Source organism: Frankia sp. BMG5.60 (genome assembly GCF_059428125.1).
On the sequence record NZ_CM182091.1, the window covers coordinates 2809337 to 2827971 of the forward strand.

The 18635-nt window shown below is 72.4% G+C and carries 12 protein-coding genes; 3 read left to right on the forward strand and 9 right to left on the reverse strand.

Going from position 1 to position 18635, the window contains the following annotated elements; translation table 11 throughout:
- Positions 1–23 precede the first annotated feature (23 nt).
- Complete coding sequence (locus AC5R91_RS11295; protein WP_495397096.1) at positions 24–4145, reverse strand: alpha-(1->3)-arabinofuranosyltransferase domain-containing protein; 4122 nt, start codon at positions 4143–4145, stop codon at positions 24–26.
- 281 nt (positions 4146–4426) lie between these two features.
- Complete coding sequence (locus AC5R91_RS11300; RefSeq protein WP_495397944.1) at positions 4427–5893, reverse strand: dolichyl-phosphate beta-glucosyltransferase; 1467 nt, start codon at positions 5891–5893, stop codon at positions 4427–4429.
- Between the two features lie 813 nt (positions 5894–6706).
- Between AC5R91_RS11300 and AC5R91_RS11305 the strand changes: the two genes are divergently transcribed.
- Entirely contained in the window at positions 6707–7255 is a 549-nt protein-coding gene (locus AC5R91_RS11305; protein WP_495397097.1) for a hypothetical protein, read from the forward strand.
- Here AC5R91_RS11305 and AC5R91_RS11310 read toward each other — a convergent pair.
- Genes AC5R91_RS11310 through AC5R91_RS11320 form a run of 3 tightly spaced genes read right to left on the reverse strand, consistent with a single transcriptional unit; the run spans position 7198 to position 9617 of the window.
- Positions 7198–7686, reverse strand: coding sequence for a ribose-5-phosphate isomerase (locus tag AC5R91_RS11310; RefSeq protein ID WP_495397099.1), 489 nt, complete (start codon positions 7684–7686; stop codon positions 7198–7200). The two genes, AC5R91_RS11305 and AC5R91_RS11310, sit on opposite strands and share 58 nt — an antisense overlap.
- A gap of 19 nt (positions 7687–7705) precedes the next feature.
- Positions 7706–8368, reverse strand: coding sequence for a DsbA family protein (locus tag AC5R91_RS11315; RefSeq protein ID WP_495397100.1), 663 nt, complete (start codon positions 8366–8368; stop codon positions 7706–7708).
- 46 nt (positions 8369–8414) lie between these two features.
- The gene (locus AC5R91_RS11320; RefSeq protein ID WP_495397101.1) at positions 8415–9617 is read right to left on the reverse strand and encodes an AI-2E family transporter; all 1203 of its coding nucleotides are present in this window, start codon (positions 9615–9617) and stop codon (positions 8415–8417) included.
- A gap of 1109 nt (positions 9618–10726) precedes the next feature.
- Here AC5R91_RS11320 and pepN point away from each other — a divergent pair.
- Positions 10727–13276, forward strand: a complete 2550-nt coding sequence (pepN, locus tag AC5R91_RS11325; protein ID WP_495397945.1) for an aminopeptidase N — start codon at positions 10727–10729, stop codon at positions 13274–13276.
- Positions 13277–13385: 109 nt separating this feature from the next.
- Here the strand turns inward: pepN and AC5R91_RS11330 are convergent, their stop codons facing one another.
- Positions 13386–14369 carry a Gfo/Idh/MocA family protein gene (locus AC5R91_RS11330; protein ID WP_495397102.1) on the reverse strand — a complete coding sequence of 328 codons (984 nt, stop codon included), beginning with the start codon at positions 14367–14369 and terminating at the stop codon, positions 13386–13388.
- Positions 14366–15850 carry an MFS transporter gene (locus AC5R91_RS11335; RefSeq protein WP_495397104.1) on the reverse strand — a complete coding sequence of 495 codons (1485 nt, stop codon included), beginning with the start codon at positions 15848–15850 and terminating at the stop codon, positions 14366–14368. The genes AC5R91_RS11330 and AC5R91_RS11335 overlap by 4 nt, the downstream gene beginning before the upstream one ends.
- Positions 15851–16045: 195 nt before the next feature.
- On the opposite strand from AC5R91_RS11335, the gene AC5R91_RS11340 reads away from it, so the two are divergent.
- The gene (locus AC5R91_RS11340) at positions 16046–16399 is read left to right on the forward strand and encodes an ArsR/SmtB family transcription factor (protein WP_495397105.1); all 354 of its coding nucleotides are present in this window, start codon (positions 16046–16048) and stop codon (positions 16397–16399) included.
- Positions 16400–16457: 58 nt separating this feature from the next.
- On the opposite strand, the gene AC5R91_RS11345 is transcribed toward AC5R91_RS11340, so the two are convergent.
- Together AC5R91_RS11345 and AC5R91_RS11350 are read right to left on the reverse strand one after the other, a co-directional pair.
- Entirely contained in the window at positions 16458–16985 is a 528-nt protein-coding gene (locus AC5R91_RS11345) for a flavin reductase family protein (RefSeq protein WP_495397106.1), read from the reverse strand.
- Positions 16982–18046 carry an alcohol dehydrogenase catalytic domain-containing protein gene (locus AC5R91_RS11350; RefSeq protein ID WP_495397107.1) on the reverse strand — a complete coding sequence of 355 codons (1065 nt, stop codon included), beginning with the start codon at positions 18044–18046 and terminating at the stop codon, positions 16982–16984. The genes AC5R91_RS11345 and AC5R91_RS11350 overlap by 4 nt, the downstream gene beginning before the upstream one ends.
- Positions 18047–18635 lie beyond the last annotated feature (589 nt).

Here is an 18635-nt window from a genome sequence, read left to right on the forward strand (position 1 = left end):
GAACTGCCGGTGTCGCGGCGCCGCTAGTCGAGTCTCTTGCTTCCGGTCCACCTGCCGCCACCGGAAGTCTGCCGCCCGACAGAGGAATCACGACCGCCGTAACCACCACCGCCGTCGGCGAAGGGGCGGAGGTTGTCGGAGCGGGGGTTGCCGGGGCGGAGGCCGTCGGGGCGGGGGTTGTCGGGGCGGAGGCCGTCGGGGCGGAGGCCGTCGGGGCGGCGAGCGCCCGGGGTGGCACCGTTCGCGGTGAGGTCGGCGCGCTCGGGGGTGTCCGGGGCGCCGGGCCGTTCCCAGACCCAGGCGGCCAGCGCGGCGAGCACCGCGGCGAACGCCAGCGAACCGAGCACCTGCACGGGCACCCCGAACGCGCCGTGCCCCGACCCGGGCTGGCTGTTCGGTTCCACCGCGACCCCGATGCCCGCGCCGAGCATCGCGAGCGCGGCGAGCCATCCCAGCACCTGCGGCCGCGACCGCCCGAGCCAGACGAACACCGGCACCACCAGGGCGACCGGGCCGGCCACCAGAACCAGCGCGACCATCGCCAGCCCGGTCCACAGCACCCGCACGGCACGGCCCGACGGCGGTACACCCGACGGGCGCGCCACGCCGGGCGCCCGGTAGGCCCGCGGCAGCCGCGGGAAGACCGGGTACCCGTTCTCGTCGGAGCGGCGCCGCAGCCGGAAGCGTTCCGGCAGCACGGCCAGCCCGATGAGCACCAGCACCAGCACCAGCCCGACGATCAGGTCACGCCGGTACTCGGCGCCGGGGATGTTGTCGATGACGATGGTGCCGCCGGCGCCGGCCGGCACGATCCAGCCCTGCTGCCAGCCGTCGAGGCGCACCGGCGTCAGCGTGGTGCCGCCGAGCTTCGCCGACCACGAGGTGTTCGCGTTCTCCCGGACGGCGAGGAACGCCCGCTCGCCCGCGCCGATCTGGACGGTCCGGCGCTCCGCACCCCACTGGCCCACCACCGTCGCACGCGCCGCCGGCGCTACCGGCTGGCGCCCGGCACCCATCAGCGCCAGGGAGTCGACGAGGATCGAGGTCTGGCCCTGGTCGACGCGAAGCTGGTGCGTCCCGGCCGGCAGCGTCAGGCGGCTGCCGTCGGAGCACAGCGACACCTGCACCGGCAGCACCGAGGTGACGTCGCTGTTGCGCCCGGTGATTCGCAACGGGTAGCGCTCGCCGTCGACGACCAGGGTGGGGCCGCTGCCACAGGGCACGACCAGCGCCGCGTCGTTCGCCGGCGGGGTACCCCGGGGGGGCGGCAGGAAGCTCGCCGTACCGTTGACGGTGAACGTCATCTCCCGGGGCACGTCGAAGCGTCGGGACAGCGCCAGCTCCTCCGACCCGCCGAACGGCTGCGCCGGGTCGACCCGCTGCCGCGCCAGCGAGAATGCGACGTCTCCCTGGTCGGCCCCGGTGAACAGCCGGCCGACGTCGTCGGGGAGCTGCGCGTAGTGCTGGAACGTGACGCCCGGGATGGTGATCTCCCGGATGCCGGCGCCGAGGGTGTCGTCGTTCTCCCGGTCGACCCGCTCGAACGTGATCCGGTACCAGCGGCTTTCCCCGGGTGGGACGGCGAGGCGCTGGATGTCCTCCACCGGGGACACCTCGGTCACGACCGCACCGGCCTCGGTGGTCACCCGCATCGCCCGCACAGCCGGTCGCCAGGGGCCCTCCGACAGCAGGCTGATGTCGATGTAGGGCACGGTCATCCGGCGGCCGACGTCGAGCTGGATCCACTGGCCGGCGGAGGTGGTGCCCTTCTTGCGCATGGCCGTCCAGGCCGTCGCGTCGAACCCGTCGACGGCGGCCGGGGGCGCGAGATCCGGCGCGGCGAGCAGGTCGTAGCCGTAGGAGGAGGCGGTGACCGACATGCCGTCGACGAAGCCGGCGACGGTCTGGTGACCGGCCACGTCGTCCTCGGCCCACTGGTGGGGCTCGCCGGTCCTGCCCACCGCGTTGCCGGTCGGCCCGAGCAGGTAGGAGTTGGCGTCGTGGACGATGCCGAAGGTGCTGTCCCGGCGGGTGAGGGTATCCGTGTCGACCCAGGCGGTCGACGGCTCGATCACCTCCCCAGGCGCGGCCTTGATCGCGTTCGGGCTGGTCGACGCCGCCGCCGGGGCGGACGGGTCGGCAAGGTCGCCGGCGAGCACGACGGGCCGATCCGCGCCGAGCAGGCCCTGCGCGGCGAGCTGCACCGTCGCCTCGGGGCCGCCGGAGACGACGACAGCCCTGTCGGCGGCGTAGGACTGGACCAGCTTCGCGCCCGTCGGCACCGTCCAGACCTCCAGCGCCGGCACCTTCTGCTTCGGGTTGCGCAACTCCGGGACGAGCCGTTCCTTGGCCGAGGCGCGCGCGGACACCTGCGGGCCGAACGAGGCGGCCGGCGTCAGCCCGGAGGAACGCAGCGCGCGGTGCAGCTCGTCGGTGGACGGGGGAATGTCCCAGTCCTTCTGCTCCAGGTCGTTGCGCAGCAGGATCTGGCCGATGCCGGCCCGGGCCAACGCCTCACCGAGTCCCGGCGCGGAGCCCGTGGCCAGTTCGCGTTCGATGCCGTCCATCAGCCGGGTCACCCCGGTTCCGCCGAGTGGGATGAGGCTACGCACCCCCCAGGGCGTCTTCGCCAGCCACTGCAACGGCTCGTCGAGTGGACGGCCCCAGTCGTATTCGGCGAACGGCGAACCGGGCAGGACCAGCGCCCGGCCGCCATGCGGGTTCCCGCTGAGCCAGTCGGCCGCCTGCACCCAGTAGTCGGGCACCGCGGTGAAGGGGCGGGGCTGCAACCCGCGGCCGGACAACGCGGGAGTCATGCCGCAGACGAGCGCGACCACCGTCACCGCTGCGGCGCCCGTCATCACGCCGGTCCGAGGACGCACCGGGCTCCGCCGGCCGGCGGCGCGGCGCAGTCGAGCGGGCGCGCGGCGGACCCGAACGGGCAGGGCGACCACCGCATGCCCGACGCCCAGCGCGATCGGCAGCCGCACCACCGGCTGGAACTTGTAGACGTTGCGCAGGAAGCCGAGCTGGTTGCCGAGCAGATCGCGCGCCACCCCCGACAACGGGCTGCCCGGATCGCCCGGGTAGGCCGCGGCGACGGAGACGGTGCCGACTGCGAGCGTCACCAGCAGGAACCGGCGGGCGGGCAGGTCCGGCCGGGACAGCCCCCACAGCCCGATCGCGGCGACGGCCGCGGAGCCGACTATCGGCACCGGCCGGGAGACGTACTCGGTCGCGGCGGGCAGCCAGGGCCGCGGAAGCTGGAGGTAGGCCATCCAGTCCGTCGCGCCGCGCAGCGCCTCGGCGACCGACGTGGTCGCCGTCGTCGTCTCGACGGTCTCGGTGTACGGGAGGAAGTTCAGCCCGTAGCGGCCCTGCACCATCAGCGCGAGCAGCCACCAGGTCGAGGCGAGGATGACCGCCACCACCCACCAGGCTCGCAGCGCCCACGCCCGGCGGGTTCCGCCCGCGAACACGAGCACCACCGCCGGGCACAGCAGCACGCAGAGCGTGACGGTGGCGTTGATGCCGCCGGTCCCCAGGACGGCGAGGCCCGACAGCGCGGCGGCGCGGCGCGGGGAGAGCCGCCGCGCCGGATCGACGGCCGGGTCGTGCTCCTCGGGGCGCCCGTAGCCGTCCAGCGGGCCGGGGGGCGCGGCCGTGCCGGTGTCCGCGCCGAGGGCGCCGTCGGGGCGCAGCGCGAGGATGAGCGGCAGGGTGATCCAGGGCAGCATCGCCGCGCCGGCGAGCGCGACGGAGGTCGCCCCGACCTTGCCGAGGAACATCGGCGACAGGGTGTAGGCGAGCCCCGCCAGGACCCGGGTGACGGGCACGCCGAGGCGCAGCGCGTCGGCGAGGCGCACGACGCCCCACGAGGAGACGGTGAGCAGCAACGCCATCCACAGCCGCTGCGTCATCCAGGGCGGCAGGCCGACCAGTTTGCCCAGGCCGAAGAAGGGCCCCATCGGGAACAGGTAGCCGACGTACTGGTTCGGCACGTAACCGAACTCGGCGAGGGAGTTCCACAGGTGGGTGGCCCGGCCCATGAAGCCCCACGGGTCGAGCGGGACGTCGAGCTTGGTGTCCGCGGTCAGCCGGCCGGGCGCCTGAAGCAGGTAGAGCACCGCGAACCCCACCGCCATCCCGAGCAGCGGCCACCGCGAGGTCCGGCGGGCGCGTGGTGAGGAGGCGGGGGCGGAGGTGAATGCGGCGGATGACCGGGCCACGCGCGGGCCGGTCGCCGTCGCGACGGGACCGCGGGCGGGGGAGAAGATCGCTGGCTCCAGGGTCGAGAACTGGTACGCCCGACCTTACCTAGGGTGCCGGAATCGGGATGTCTCGCCCCTCCCCGCCCGATAGCACCCCCTGCGCCCCGTCCCGCTCACTCGAGATGCCCCAGGGTCTACGGACCCGGGGGCCAGCGCTACGACGAGCGCCCCGCGCCATCCCGCTCAGGCGCGGGGCGCACCGGCGCCTCGGCGCCGCCCACAGCCGTCGCCGTCGCCCTCGCCCTCGTCAGCGCCGCGGCGAGCGCGGCCGTCGCCGCCGGCGTCGGCTCCCCACCCGGCGACGGGATGGTCACGACGGCCTCGTCGGTGGACCCCCCCGCCTGCGCGAGGGCGACCCCCGGGCTCGGGAGCCGGCTCACACCCGGGCTCGGGAGACTGATCGTGGCACCCGGAAGGATCAACCCTGCACCCCCGGCGTCCGAGGTGCGGCCCGCGCCGGCGGCCGCCGCGGCCGACCCGAGCACGACCGGGTCCGCCAGGGACCGCCCGGCGCCGGAGGCCCCCGCAGCCGGGTCCATCCGGCGCGCCGCGGTGGGCTGGACCGCCTCGGGCCGCGGGCGGCGCGGCGGCGACAGCGGAGCCCGCGGGAATGCGCCGCCCACCGACCGGGCAGGCGCGCCGGCACGGTCGGGGCGCCCCACCGGACTCCCTCGCCCCACCGGACCCTCTCGCGCCACCGGACCCTCTCGCGCCGGCGGAGCGGGCGAGTCGGACGGGACAGCCGTATCGGGTGAGACAGCGAGGTCAGGAGCAGCAACCGCGTCCGGCGGGGCAACCGGGTCGGACGGGACAACCAGGTCAGTCGGGCCGGCGGAGGCAGGCTGAGGGGCCGGGGCGGGGTCGGCCGGGGCGGGCGGGGCGGGCGAGACGGCCGACGCAGGGCTGGCGGGCACCACCAGGCCGGGCGTGGCGCGGCCGAGGTAGCGGCGGGCCCGCACCACGTCGACGATCATCGACGGCGTGTGCCGGGTCACCCGGAACGTGCTGCCGGGGATCTCCGCCCAGTGGATCGGGACCTCGGCGATGCGGTAGCCGATCGAGCGAGCGATCGAGAGCACCTCGACGTCGAAGCCGAATCCCGACGAGCGGGCGAGGCTGAACAGCAGCTTCGCCTCCGGACCACGGAACGCCTTGAATCCGCACTGGGTGTCCGCGACGTCCAGGCTGGCCAGCGACCGGGTGATCTGGTTGAAGGCCCAGCTACCGACCCGACGGCCGCTGCTGCGCACCGCCCCGTCGCCGATGCGGCGCGAGCCGAGTGCCACCTCGGCATGTTCCAGTGCGGCCAGCAACAACGGCAGATCGTTGACGTCCGAGGCGCCGTCGGCGTCCATGAAGACGATCGAGGCGCCGTGCGCGACCGACACACCGGCGCGCACCGCCGCGCCCTTGCCCGAGTTCCACGGCAGCCGCAGCACCCGGCCGCCCGGCAACCCGGCGAGATACCCCTCCGCGACGGCGGCGGTGCCGTCGGTACTCCCATCGTCAACCAAGATCACTTCGGCGTCGGGGATCTTGCGCATCACCGACACCAGCTGGGGCAGCGAACCGGGCAGGCGCATCGCCTCGTTGTAGGCCGGGATGACGACGCTCACGGGCACGCTGTCCAAGACTCAACTCCTAGGCTGCGACGGCGGGACCGGTGACAGACGCCAACGAGGGCGCAGCGGTTGGTGACGGCTGGACGAGATCAGCATGCAGTTTCAGACGATTCACCAAGAGTGTCAATGTATGTGTCCCGAAGTCCGCCATCCCGACCTTCGTCCCCTTACTCCATGGCAGGCACTTATCGGCCATACATTGGCTAATCGGGCGTTCCTCCAGCGGGCCCAGCATACGGACACCGAAGAACAGATCGGACGGCGGGTGGACCCGGCCGGCCGGGCGCGCGAGAATGATCCATCACGGAAAGCGACGAACTCCCGACGGTCAGATATCCGCCCGGTCTCGCGTACAACAAGGAAAGACCACCTGGAGCACTATGCGGGCATTCCTCGGGCGCCGATTCGCCACGCCACGAGGCTTGCGGAATCCGCCACTCCCTCGCCGGCACGCCGCAACGGCGGGCCCCACGATTGCCGGCAGACCGGTGCTGCCAGGGCCGACGGCCGCCGCGGCCGACCGTCCCACCCGACGCCACGCGGCCCGATCGCGCCCGACATCGGCGCGGTCTCCTGTGCGGGCATCCGGACACCCGCGAGGTAAGCCGGGACACCCGGAAAGAGACGCAAACGGCGGGCGCAATCGCGCTGCGTCATCGATTCGGATCGCCAGATCCGACTCCGATCCCGTACATGTGACCGGCACATCAGCTCTCCGCGGGCTACGATCACGGCGCCGACGGCCGGCGACACTCGTGGACGCCGCGCCCGGCCGGCGGCGCCGCCGCAAGGACGGCAGCCGAAGGAGGGCACATGCCGCGATCCGAACGCGCCGCCCGCCCGCGGGTACGACCGCCCCAGGCCGGCGATCCCGATGCTCAGCTACGCGGCCTGGTCGGCGCCGGACGCTCGCGGCTGCCCCCAGCGACGGCGATGCGGGCGCGCGACATCGCCCGGCCCAGCGAGGACGACCTCGCCGAAGCGGAACGGGTGGTGGTGCTGCGCCTCGGCCAACGCACCACCCCGGCGGCCGACCCCGATCTCCCTACGGCGCGGTATGGCCAGGCCACGGACCTGGGTTCGGCGACGAAGCACGGACAGGCGACGAAGCAGGAGGCGGAGCACGGACAGGGGGCGGAACGCGGCAGGACGACGGCGGACGCACAGACGACGGCGGCCGGTCAGGGCGACGGCGGCCGGCCGCGGTCGCCGCGGCGACCCGACGGGCGGTCCGCCGGACCTCGCCGACCCGCGCCAGCGCCCCGCCTGCCAGCCCCCGCCCCGCCAGGTCGGTCAGTCGTCGGTCAGGACGCCGGGGATGCCGTGCCGGACGCCGAGGGGACCTCGCCGGTCCGCTCGTAGGCGGAGAGCATCCGCAGCCGACGCACGTGCCGCTGCTCGCCGCTGAACGGCGTCGCGAGGAAGACCTCCGCGAACGCCAGCGCCTCGGAGACGGTGTGCATGCGGGCGCCGAGGCTGAGCACGTTGGCGTCGTTGTGCTGGCGAGCCAGCGTCGCGGTCTGCTCGCTCCAGACCAGCGCCGCGCGCACACCCACGACCTTGTTAGCCGCGATCGCCTCGCCGTTGCCGGAACCGCCGATGACGATGCCGAGGCTGTCCGTCTCGGCCGCGGTGGCCCGCGCCGCCGCCAGGACGAACGGCGGGTAGTCATCGTCGGGGTCGTACTCGACGGGACCATGGTCGACGGGCGCATGGCCCAGCTCCACCAGACGCTCGGCGAGCGCCGCCTTCAGGTGGAAGCCTGCATGGTCAGAACCTAGATGGACGCGCATGATGCGTCATCATGCCTGATCACGTGAAGATCGGTTCCACGTCCCGGGAGCGCTTGAGCTCGAAGAAGCCGGGCGTGCCGGCGACCAGCAGCACTCCGTCCCACAGCCGGCCGGCGTCTTCGCCCTTGGGTGCCGGGGTGATGACCGGCCCGAAGAACGCGTTCTCGCCGACCGCGACGACCGGGGTGCCGACGTCCATGCCGACGCGGCCGATGCCGTCGGCGTGGCTGGCCCGCAGCTTCGCGTCCCACTCGGTCGAGGTCGCCGCGGCGACGAGCGCGGGATCCGCGCCCGCCTCGGCCAGGGCGGCGGCGAAGGTCGCCTCGTCGAACTCGGCCTTCTCCACGTGCCGGCGGCGGCCGAGCGCGGTGTACAGCGCGGCGAGGACGCCCTCACCGTGCCGCTCGGCGGCGGCGATGCAGATCCGCACCGGACTCCACGCCTTCGCCATCATGGCCGCGTACTGCTCGGGCAGGTCGCGCCCCTCGTTGAGCACGGCGAGGCTCATCACGTGCCAGCGGACCCGGACCGGGCGGACCTTCTCCACCTCCAGCAGCCAGCGCGACGTCAGCCACGCCCACGGGCACAGCGGGTCGAACCAGAGGTCGGCGAGGACAGTGCCGGGCTCGTCCTCGGCCGCCGCCGATCCCGGTGCCGGGGTGGTCAGGGTCTCGGTGGTCATGGAAGGCCTCCTCGATCGACGGCTGCGCCTGCCGGACTAGAACCGGTCAGGGAGGCGGACGCTTCCCGGTCGCCGCGAGATATCCGGCCACCCGGTTCACCACGGCGACGAACGGCACGGCCGCGATCGCCCCGGGGATGCCGGCCAGCACGCCGCCGGCGGACAGCGCGATCACGATCGCGAGCGGGTGCAGCCGCACGGCCCGGCGCATGACCAGCGGCTGCAGCAGGTGCCCCTCGATCTGCTGCACGGCCAGCACGACGGCCAGAATGATCAGCGCGTCGGTCACCCCGCCGGAGACGAGCGTGACCAGGACCGCCGCCACACCGGCCACCGTCGCCCCGATGATCGGCACGAACCCGCCGAAGAAGGTCAGCAACGCCAGCGGCGCGACGAGCGGCACACCGACACCGACCAGCCCCATCGCGATGCCGAAGGCGTCGACGGCGGCGACGAAGACGGTCCCCCGGATGTAGCCGGTGATCGTGAGCCAGGCCTCCCGGCCAGCGCCGCGCACCCGGTCCTCCGCGCCCTCGGGGAAGCGGGTGACTATCCAGTCCCAGATCCGGTCGCCGTCGTAGAGGAAGAAGAACGTCGAGAACAGCGCGACGAGCAGACCGGTGATCACCTCGGCAGCGACCGACGCGCCGGAGATCACCCCGGAGACCAGCCGCCCCCGGTTGTTCGCCAGATTGCGTCGGATGTCGTCGACGAGATCGTCGATCTGGCTCTGCGACAGGTGGAACGGCCCGTTGGTCAGGTAGCCGCGGATCTGCTCGACGCCCTCGCTGACCTGGTCGCTGACCGTCGGGATCTCGTTGGCGGCGTTGAACCCGACGGCGACGGCGGCCCCCGCGAGCACGGCGAAGAAGACGAACAGCGCGGCGAACGCCGCCCCGAGCCGCGGCAGGCCGAGCCGCTGGAACCGATGGGCCAGCGGGTGGATGAGCGCGGAGATGAGCAGCCCGGCGATGATCGGGATGACCACCACCCGGACCCGGCCGATTGCCATCAGCAGGATGTAGACCGCCGCGCCGATGATGATCAGGCGCCAGGACCAGCCAGCCGACACCCGCAACGAGACCGGGATGTGCTCCTCGGCGCGGGCCGCGGGCGACTGCCCCGGGTCGGCGGCGTCGCGGGCGGGCGGCGGTACGGTCCCGCCCGGCTCGTCCAGCCCGGCCGCCCGCGCGGCCCGCAGCATCCGCAGCCGGCGCGGGACGATCCCTTGCCGCAGGCCCCTGCCCACCCCGGCCACGGTCGCCCCGGACCCGGGATCGCCCGCGGCCTCGGTCGCCGGGTGCGCTCCAGGGCTCGCCGGGTGTGCTCCAGGGCTCGCCGGGTGCGTCGTGGGATGGGCGGGATGCACCGCGGGACGGCCCGACTCACCGTCCTGATGCGCCGCCGCCCCGCTGGCGCCCGAACCCCCGCCGGTACCCGAACGCGCGCCGGTACCCGAACGCGCGCCGACTCCAGGACTGCCGCCGACCTCCGAACCACCACCGGCAGCGGAGCCGGCCGCGCCGCCGGTCCCAGGACCGGCGCCCTTTCCGGCGCCCGCGTTCCCACCCGGGTCCGGTGGCGCACCCCCGGCACCCTGGTCCGGCCGGCCGGCCGGCGCTCCCGCGGCACCCGTCCCGGACCCGCCCGAACGCCGACGCACGGGCACGCGGCCCAGCCCGGCCACCCGCCTCACCCGCGCCCCCTCCGCCTCCGACACCCAGACGTCCCGGACACCCACGGCGCCCCGACTGCCGACACTTCGAACGCCGGCACATCCCGACGCCCCCACACCCCACCACGGCCAACATCGACCACAGCCAACATCGACCACGGCCAACGCGGCCTGACGGCCGCGCCTACGCCGGGCCGCCCGGACGTCGCCGCCCACGCGTGCGGGACATGTCGCCATCGTGCCGCACCGGCCCTGCGGACGGAGGACCTACCCCGCGCGAATCGCCACAATCCGGAGCTTGCCTCGGTGAAGGGCCGCCCGGCGTGGCCCGGTCTGACCACCTCCAACGACGGCGTCCGGGCCCGCCCGGCACGTGCGGGACCCCGCCCGTCACGTGGGAGAGCCCGCCCGTCACGTGGGAGACTGGGCCGACGGCAACGACCGTGCCGCGGCCACCCTGGTCGACCGGCGCCGATGAGTCCGTGCGGCGGCGAGTCCGTGCGGCGGCGGGTTCCGCCCGGCGGCGCATCGCGGGAGTGCGGGTCCCGGCTGCGGGCCGCCGGGTCGCGGCCCAGGCCAGTGCGGTCGCGTGCCCGACAACACGCCGAACGCACCCGTTCCCGGGTACGTTTCGCGGGAATGCAGTGCCAGCCGAGAAGTCCGTGCCTGCCGAGAGGAACCGGGTGCCCAACAACCTCACCCGCGACGAGGCGCGCGAGCGCGCCCGCCTGCTCAACGTGGCGTCCTACGACGTCGAACTCGACCTGACGACCGGCCCCGGGACCTTCCGCACGTCGACCGCGGTCACGTTCACCGCCCGCGAGCCGGGGGCGACGACGTTCATCGAGCTCGCCGCCGCCAAGGTCGACGAGGTCGTGCTCAACGGCAGGTCGCTGGACCCCGCCGCCGTGTTCGACGGCGAGCGCATCCGGCTCGACGACCTCGCCGAGTCCAACCGGCTCACCGTGGTGGGCGACGGCGTGTACTCGCGCACCGGCGAGGGGCTGCACCGCTTCGTCGACCCGGTCGACGAGGCCGTCTACCTGTACACTCAGTTCGAGACGTACGACGCGCACCGGATGTACGCCTGCTTCGACCAGCCCGATCTGAAGGCGACGTTCACGCTGACGGTGACGGTGCCGGCCGACTGGTCGGCCATCTCCAACAGTGCGGTCGCGGCCGTCGCGGAGGCCGCGATCGGCGTGCGCACGATCCGGTTCCTCACCACACCCGTGATGTCCACCTACATCACCGCGCTCGTCGCCGGTCCTTACCACGAGGTCCGTGACCAGCACGACGGGATCGACCTGGGGCTGTACTGCCGGCGCTCGCTGGCCGAGTTCCTCGACCCGGCGGAGATCTTCGAGATCACCAAGGCGGGGTTCGACTTCTACCACCGCGTGTTCGACTACCGGTACCCGTTCGGCAAGTACGACCAGCTCTTCGTGCCGGAGTTCAACGCCGGCGCGATGGAGAACGCCGGCTGCGTGACCTTCCTGGAGGAGTACGTCTTCCGGGCCAAGGTCACCGAGGCCCGCCGCGAGCGCCGCGCCGAGACGATCCTGCACGAGATGGCGCACATGTGGTTCGGCGACCTGGTCACCATGCGCTGGTGGGACGACCTGTGGCTCAACGAGTCGTTCGCCACCTACATGTCGGTGCTGGCGCAGGTGAGCTCCACGCGGTTCACCAACGGCTGGACGACCTTCGCCAACGCGGAGAAGGGTTGGGCCTACCGTCAGGACCAGCTCTCCTCCACCCATCCGATCGTCGCCGACGCGCCGGACATGGACGCGGTGCGCACGAACTTCGACGGCATCACCTACGCCAAGGGCGCGTCGGTGCTCAAGCAGCTCGTCGCCTGGGTCGGGCAGGAGGAGTTCCTGTCCGGGCTGCGGACGTACTTCCGCCGCTACGAGTACGCGAACACCTCCCTGCGTGACCTGCTCGACGAGCTGGAGAACGCCAGCGGCCGGGAGCTGACGAGCTGGTCCGCCGAGTGGCTGGAGACCACGGGCGTCAACACGCTGCGCCCGCGTTTCTTCACCGACTCCTCCGGCCTGTTCACCTCGTTCGACGTGGTGCAGGAGCCGCCGAGCGCCCCGCCGACCGCGTCGAAGGCGCTGCGCCCGCACCGGCTCGCGATCGGCCTGTACGACCGCGACACCACCGGCGCGCTGGTCCGCCGCGAGCGGGTCGAGCTCGACGTGACCGGCGAGCTCACCGAGGTGCCGAAGCTCGTCGGCGCCCGTCAGCCGGACCTCATCCTGCTCAACGACGACGACCTCACCTACGCCAAGGTCCGCCTCGACGAACGGTCGCTGGCCACCCTCGTCGAGTCGATCGGCGCGATCTCCCAGTCGCTGCCGCGGACGCTGTGCTGGGCGGCGGCGTGGGACATGACCCGCGACGCGGAGCTCGCCGCGCGGGAGTACGTCCGGCTCGTGCTGTCCGGGGTGACCGCCGAGGACGACATCGGCGTGGTGCAGTCGCTGCTGGCCAAGGCCGACCTCACCATCGACGCCTACGGCGAGCCGGCGAACCGCACCCCGGCGCTGCGGGCGCTGACCGAGCGCGCCGAGGAGCTGGCCCGGTCCGCGCCGCCCGGCAGCGACGTGCAGCTCGTCTACACGACCACGTTCGCCCGGGCCGAGGACGCCGACCAGGTGGCCCGGGTGCGAGCGCTGTTCGAGGGCACCGACGTCATCGAGGGTCTCGTCCTGGACACCGAACTGCGCTGGACGCTGCTGACCCAGCTCGTGGCGCGGGGCGTCTACGGCGACGCCGAGATCGACGCCGAGCTCGCCCGCGACCGCACCGCCACCGGCGAGAAGCGTGCGGCCACCGCCCGGGCCGCCCGCCCGAGCGCCGAGGCGAAGGCCGCCGCGTGGTCCGCGGTGATGGACTCCGACGAGCTGTCCAACCACCTGGCCGTCGCGACGATGAGCGGCTTCTGGATCTCCGACCAGATCGAGCTGACCCGGCCCTACGTCGCCCGCTACTTCGACGAGATCGGCGGGATCTGGGAGACCCGCAGCTTCGACACGGCCTCGACCGTCACCCAGATGCTCTTCCCGTCCTCCGTCATCGAGCCGGAGACGGTGGCCGCCGTCGACGCGTACCTCGCCGACCGCAACCCGACGCCGCCGCTGCGTCGCGCGCTGCTCGAGGGCCGCGACGGCCTCGTCCGCGCGCTGGCAGCTCGCGCCAAGGACGCCGCCGCGGCGGCCTAGGCGAGCGCGACTCGGTCCGACGTCGGCCGAGGCGCCACGTCAGGCGCCTCGGCCGACGTCGATCGGGCCGGAGGCCGAACGGGCGTGGGGAAGCCGGACGGCACCGCTCTCACCCGCCGGCCACCCGGACACGCCGGGCGGCGTCGAGGTGCCGGGCGCAGGCGACCATGTCGGCCGGCAGCGCGGGTTCCCAGGATCGCCGCCCGCGAAGCTGCGCCACGAAGGCCATGAGCGCATCGCCGGCGGCGGGCGGTGCGAGCCGCCGCGTCCTCCTGCTCGAACCGGCGACCGACAGGTCTCCGCCTCGCACCGCCACCGACGCCCGTTCGCCCTCCAGGTCCAGGTGGAACCCGCCCGGCCGGGACGCCCACCCGACCTGGAGCACCGTGGGAACATCCGCCCAGTCGAGCAGGGCCGTGCCCCCGACATCGCCCGGATGACCGGCGCGACGGTGCGCGCGGGTGGCCCGGACGACGATCGGGGCTCCAGGCCGCAGCCAGCGCAGCAGGTCGAACAGGTGGATGCCGAGATCGGCGAAACCCCCGGCGGCGCCGTGCGTACCCTGTGCCATCCACGCCGCCGGACCGGCGAAGGCATCGTCGAGCAGGCCCGCGTGGCTGAATCGGACAGTCGCGGCCGAGAGCCGACCGCAGACACCCGCCGCGAGCAGGCCGCGGACCTCGCGCAACGCGACGGAGCAGCGCAGGAACATCGCCGTCGTGGCCGGAACCGTCGCCCGGTCCAGGATCGCCGCCAGCGCGGCGGTCTGCGCGAGCGTCCCCGCCAGCGGCTTTTCGATCAGAGTCGGCACGCCCGCGGCGAGCGCGGCAGGGACGAGCATCCGATGGTCGTCGGTGGTCGAGCAGACGAGTGCGAGGTCGGCCTCGGCGAGCGTGTCGTCGAGCTCCCGAGCGCCTCGGGCGGGTATCCGGACTCCGCTTCCAGCCGGATCGTGCACGCCGGCGAGTTCGAGGTGCGGGTCGGCGGCAATGACGGCGAGGTGGTCGGTCAGATGGACGTGCGAGGTACCAAGGAGGGTGATACGCAGGGTCGGGGTGTCTGCCCCGCTGGCGCGTCGCACCGCTGGGGTCACCTCGCCTCCGTGACCGGGACCGGCTCGTCGAGGTCGAGCGCCGGCACGGTCGCCACCGCCGGTGTCCGCGGCAGGGCGAACGCGACCAGAAGCAGGCCGATGATCATGGCGGCGGCCGCGAGCAGGACCGCGGTGAACGCACCGTCGGCGAGATCGGCACGCAGGCGATCTCCCCGCTGGTCGGTGATGTCCGCGGTGGCGACGGCGACGAGGAGGGCGAGCCCGACGGCGTTGCCGATGTTCAGGGTCGTGGATGCCATGCCAGAGGCGACCCCCTGTTCCCGCGCGGCCACCCCCGAGGCGGCCGCGATCCACATCGCCGTCCAGACGACGCCCTGGGCAACACCGGAGAGGATCAGCCCGGGCAGCAGGACGGAGAACGACCGCTCGCTGTCGAATCCCAGCGCGAGCACGGCCGTTCCCACCGCGCCGAGGGCGAACCCGGCCAGCAGGGTGAGGCGTGCGCCGAGGGCGTTCGTCATCCGCTCGCCCACCTGGGTGCCCGTGGCGATCGCGACGGACGGGATGAGGAAGGCCAGGCCGGTGCGCAGCGCGCTGTAGCCGTGCACTTCCTGCAGCAGCAACGTCAGGAAATAGGGCAACGTGCCGAACGTAGCCATGTAGATGAAGGTCACCGTGATGGCGACCGTCAGCGGGCGGTTGCGCAGCAACCGGAGCGGAAGCAGCGGATCCGCTGTGCGGGACTCCAGCACGACGAACGCGGGCAACAGGATCGCGGCGGCGGCGATGCCGGCGATGACGCCGCCCGAGGTCCAGCCCGACTCCGGGCCCTGGACGAGCACGAAGACCAGCATCGTCGCACCCGCCGTCACCGTCAGCGCCCCCGGCAGATCGAAGCGCCGAGCGGCGTGGCGCGGCGCATCGGCGGGGATGACGGCGAGAGCCGCCAGGGCGACGAGGACGGCGAGCGGCACGTTGACGAAGAAGACGGCGGACCACCCGAACGCCTGGGTGAGGACGCCGCCGAGCAGCGCGCCGACCGTCAGGCCGCTGGCTCCGGCGCCGCCCCAGACCGCGAGCGCCCGGTTGCGACGCGGACCCTCCTCGAACAGCGTGTTGATGAGGGACAGCGTCGACGGAAGCAGCAGCGCGGCGCCGACGCCCTGCACCGCGCGGGCGACGACGAGCACCGCCGGCGCGCCCGCCAGGCCGCCGACGAAGGAGGAGACGGCATAGATGCCCAGGGCCAGCACGAACATGCGACGCCGGCCCAGCAGGTCGGCCGCCCGACCCCCCAGCAGCAGGAACCCACCGGCGAACACGGCATAGGCGCTGACCACCCACTGCTCCGTCTGCCCGGAGAAGTGCAGGGACTCCTTGATGTCGGGCAGTGCCACGAAAACGATGTTCAGGTCCAGCGAGAAGATCAGTTGCGCGAGGGCCAACAGCGCGAGGCTTAGTCCAAGATGACGATGACCGGTCGTGGGCGGGCCGGCCAGCACGGTCGATGGCGTGGACATGTCGCGGGCACCCCTGTTCGACGAGATCCATGATCTGTACGACTGTACGAGTGCAAGCGTACAGTGTTATGGAACGTGACGCAGGTCGACGATGTCGACGGAGTGTCCGCGGGCGGTGGACGACCCGCGTCGCGGTTGCTCCCCTGCGCTTCCGCCGTTCGCGTACGGTCGTAAGGTTCGGCTACGCTGGCCGTCATGCTGAGCCAGCACCCGCTCCGTGAGCAGATCCGGCTGGAGAGCGTCCTGACGGCGCTGGGCAACTCGATCAGGCTGGAGATCGTCCGCATCCTCGACGAGGAGGGCGAGCGTTCCTGCGGCACCGTCGGAGCGAGCCTCAGCACCGAGATCTCCAAGTCCACCCTGACCCATCACTGGCGGGTGCTCCGCGACAGCGGCGTGATCTGGCAGCGCCCCGCCGGCAGGGAGAACCTGCTCTCCCTGCGCCGGGAGGATCTCGCCGTCAGGTTCCCAGGTCTGCTCGAGGCCGTGTTGCGCTCCGACGCCGCCACCGGGCTCATCCCCTCCCGGTCCGGGCACGGCAGCCCGTAGCCGGGCCGGTGCGCCCCGGCACCGACCCGGCCCGCCACCTCAGGAGGTGGCGACGGATTCACGCGAGCCGGCCGACCTCCGCGTCGGCCGGCAGCGACCGCAGCGCCCGGCGGAAGTAGAGCGCGGGCGCGCCGTCCCGCACCTCCGCCTCGTCGACCCGGGCGATGAGGATGGTGTGATCGCCGGCCTCATGCCGGGCGAACGCCGAGCAGCGCAGCAGGACCACGGCGTCCGGCAGAACCGGCACCCCGCGTCCGTCCAGCCGGAACTCGCCGCCGGCGAACTTGTCCGCGCCCCGGGTCGCGAACCGCCGAAGCAGGCCGGCGTGCCGGTCCGCCAGCACCTGGATGGCCCACTGGGTCGAGGTGGCGAAGGCGACGTGGCACTGTGCGGTCCTGGCCAGGCAGACCAGCGCCAGCGGCGGATCGGCGGACAGCGAGCAGAAGGAACTGGCGGTGAAGCCCCAGGGAGTACCGCCGGCGTCGACGGTGGTCACGATGGTCACCCCGCTCGGGAAGGCGGCCATCGCGTCCCGGAACCGGGCGGACGCCTGTCCCGCCTCGCCGCGGCGGTCTCCGGCGCTCACGGGAGCGACCGGAAGTCCACCACCGTCTTCAGGCCGGAGGTTCCCCGGTAGTTCTCGAGAATGTCGACCAGGCCCGGGTAGTCGTCGAAGTGGCAGACCTCCGACAGCAGCTTCTTCCCGTCCACGATCCCGGAGAGCAGCATCTGTGTCGCGGAGGCGATGACGTTCGCCGTGTTGTACATCGGCAGGCCGCGAACATCGAACGGCGCAGAGACGATGTTCAGACCCTTCGCCAATATCAGCCAGGTGTCGAACTTCTGCATCTCCTGGGAGGCGCCGTACAGAATGTATCGCCCACACGGCGCGAGCTTGCGCATCGCGAGGCGTCGCGGATCGCTGTCCTCGTCGCCCTGTACGGTCGGCAGCGTGTCGAAGACGTAGTCGAACGAGCTGTCCGGCACCGCCTCGTCGAGCTCGGACGGAAGATAGGCTCGGTCGGCGAAATTGTCCTCAGCAAGCGCGTTCCGGGTGACGTTGATATCCATCGAGGCCACCTCGCCGGGGGCGAACAGACGTTTCATAACCCGCCCGGCGATGACACCGATCGGCCCGGTGCCCGGCACCAGGATACGATCCCCGATTCGGGGTGGACTACTCAGCACCGAACGCAGGGCGCCGGTCGTCGGCTCCACGAACGAAGACTCCAGGTCATCCATCTGCCGGGGGATCCTGATGGCCGCCGCCCGCCGGTCGTCGACGAAGTTCCGGTCGGCAGGGAAAGCGTCCTCCTTTCGCTGATCGGCAAAGATCGGACGCAGGCTCCGATATTCGGCGAAACCTCCAAAATCCGTCTGCCCCCAGTACACGACGCGGTCACCGAGCTGGAGATCCAGGCCGTCGTCCAGCAGCTCCTCTCCGACGTCCACGATCTCACCGAGATATTCGTGCCCGAGTATCACCGGGTATTCGGATGAAAAGAGGTGCCCTTCGAAGAAGGAGACGTCGGTGGAGCAGATCGAGACGCACCTCGTCTTGAGCAGCACCCCGTCGACGGGCGTCTCGGGAACCGGCACCTCGACCAGGATCGTCTTGCAGGGAGCGATGAGCTGCAGCGCTTTCATTGTCTTCATGGTGATCCTCTCGTTGACCTCGACCCCGGCGGTCCACCCGCCGATCCGGGCGGCGCGACGGGACGCGACGGAGCAGTACCGGGCTGACCTGACCTCCCCCGAATGCCTCAGAGACCCACATACGATGGAAACCATGCTCACGCAGGGCGTCCATCACGACCGCGGGCGTCACCCGCTCCCGCTCGGCCCGCTCCCTGTTCTCCGCAATCAGAGAGGCAATCTTGTCCACCCGCATGGTCCAGGACGTGGCCTCGCCCGACGGATTAATTGTTCCGGCAATCATCCAAGGACTCCTCGCCGATTTTCGACAACTTCGACCCAGCTCCTACGGTCGGTCGAAATTGACGTAAGTACGTATGCGAACTGTCGTACAAAACAAGTACGAGTTCTACGTGGTGGATCGGCAAGCCGTTAATCTCGGGCGCACTGTGGCATCACTCACAGACCATGCGAATGACGTCTTAAGACGTCATTCACCGCTGCTTCATCCGGATACGGTAGCCGGAGCTCAGGATTCGGGCCGCACCTGCGGCGACCTCGGCGCAGAAAGGAGCCGATGCCTTGCACCACGATCCGGAGG

Bases quoted from the DNA above. Each gene is read 5' to 3' on its own strand.
- AC5R91_RS11305 (WP_495397097.1), top strand. From the start codon at position 6,707: ATGCCGCGATCCGAACGCGCCGCCCGCCCGCGGGTACGACCGCCCCAG.
- AC5R91_RS11315 (WP_495397100.1), bottom strand. From the start codon at position 8,368: ATGACCACCGAGACCCTGACCACCCCGGCACCGGGATCGGCGGCGGCC.
- AC5R91_RS11335 (WP_495397104.1), bottom strand. From the start codon at position 15,850: ATGTCCACGCCATCGACCGTGCTGGCCGGCCCGCCCACGACCGGTCAT.
- AC5R91_RS11310 (WP_495397099.1), bottom strand. From the start codon at position 7,686: ATGCGCGTCCATCTAGGTTCTGACCATGCAGGCTTCCACCTGAAGGCG.
- AC5R91_RS11340 (WP_495397105.1), top strand. From the start codon at position 16,046: ATGCTGAGCCAGCACCCGCTCCGTGAGCAGATCCGGCTGGAGAGCGTC.
- AC5R91_RS11350 (WP_495397107.1), bottom strand. From the start codon at position 18,046: ATGAAAGCGCTGCAGCTCATCGCTCCCTGCAAGACGATCCTGGTCGAG.
- AC5R91_RS11295 (WP_495397096.1), bottom strand. From the start codon at position 4,145: ATGGCGGTGGGGTTCGCGGTGCTCTACCTGCTTCAGGCGCCCGGCCGG.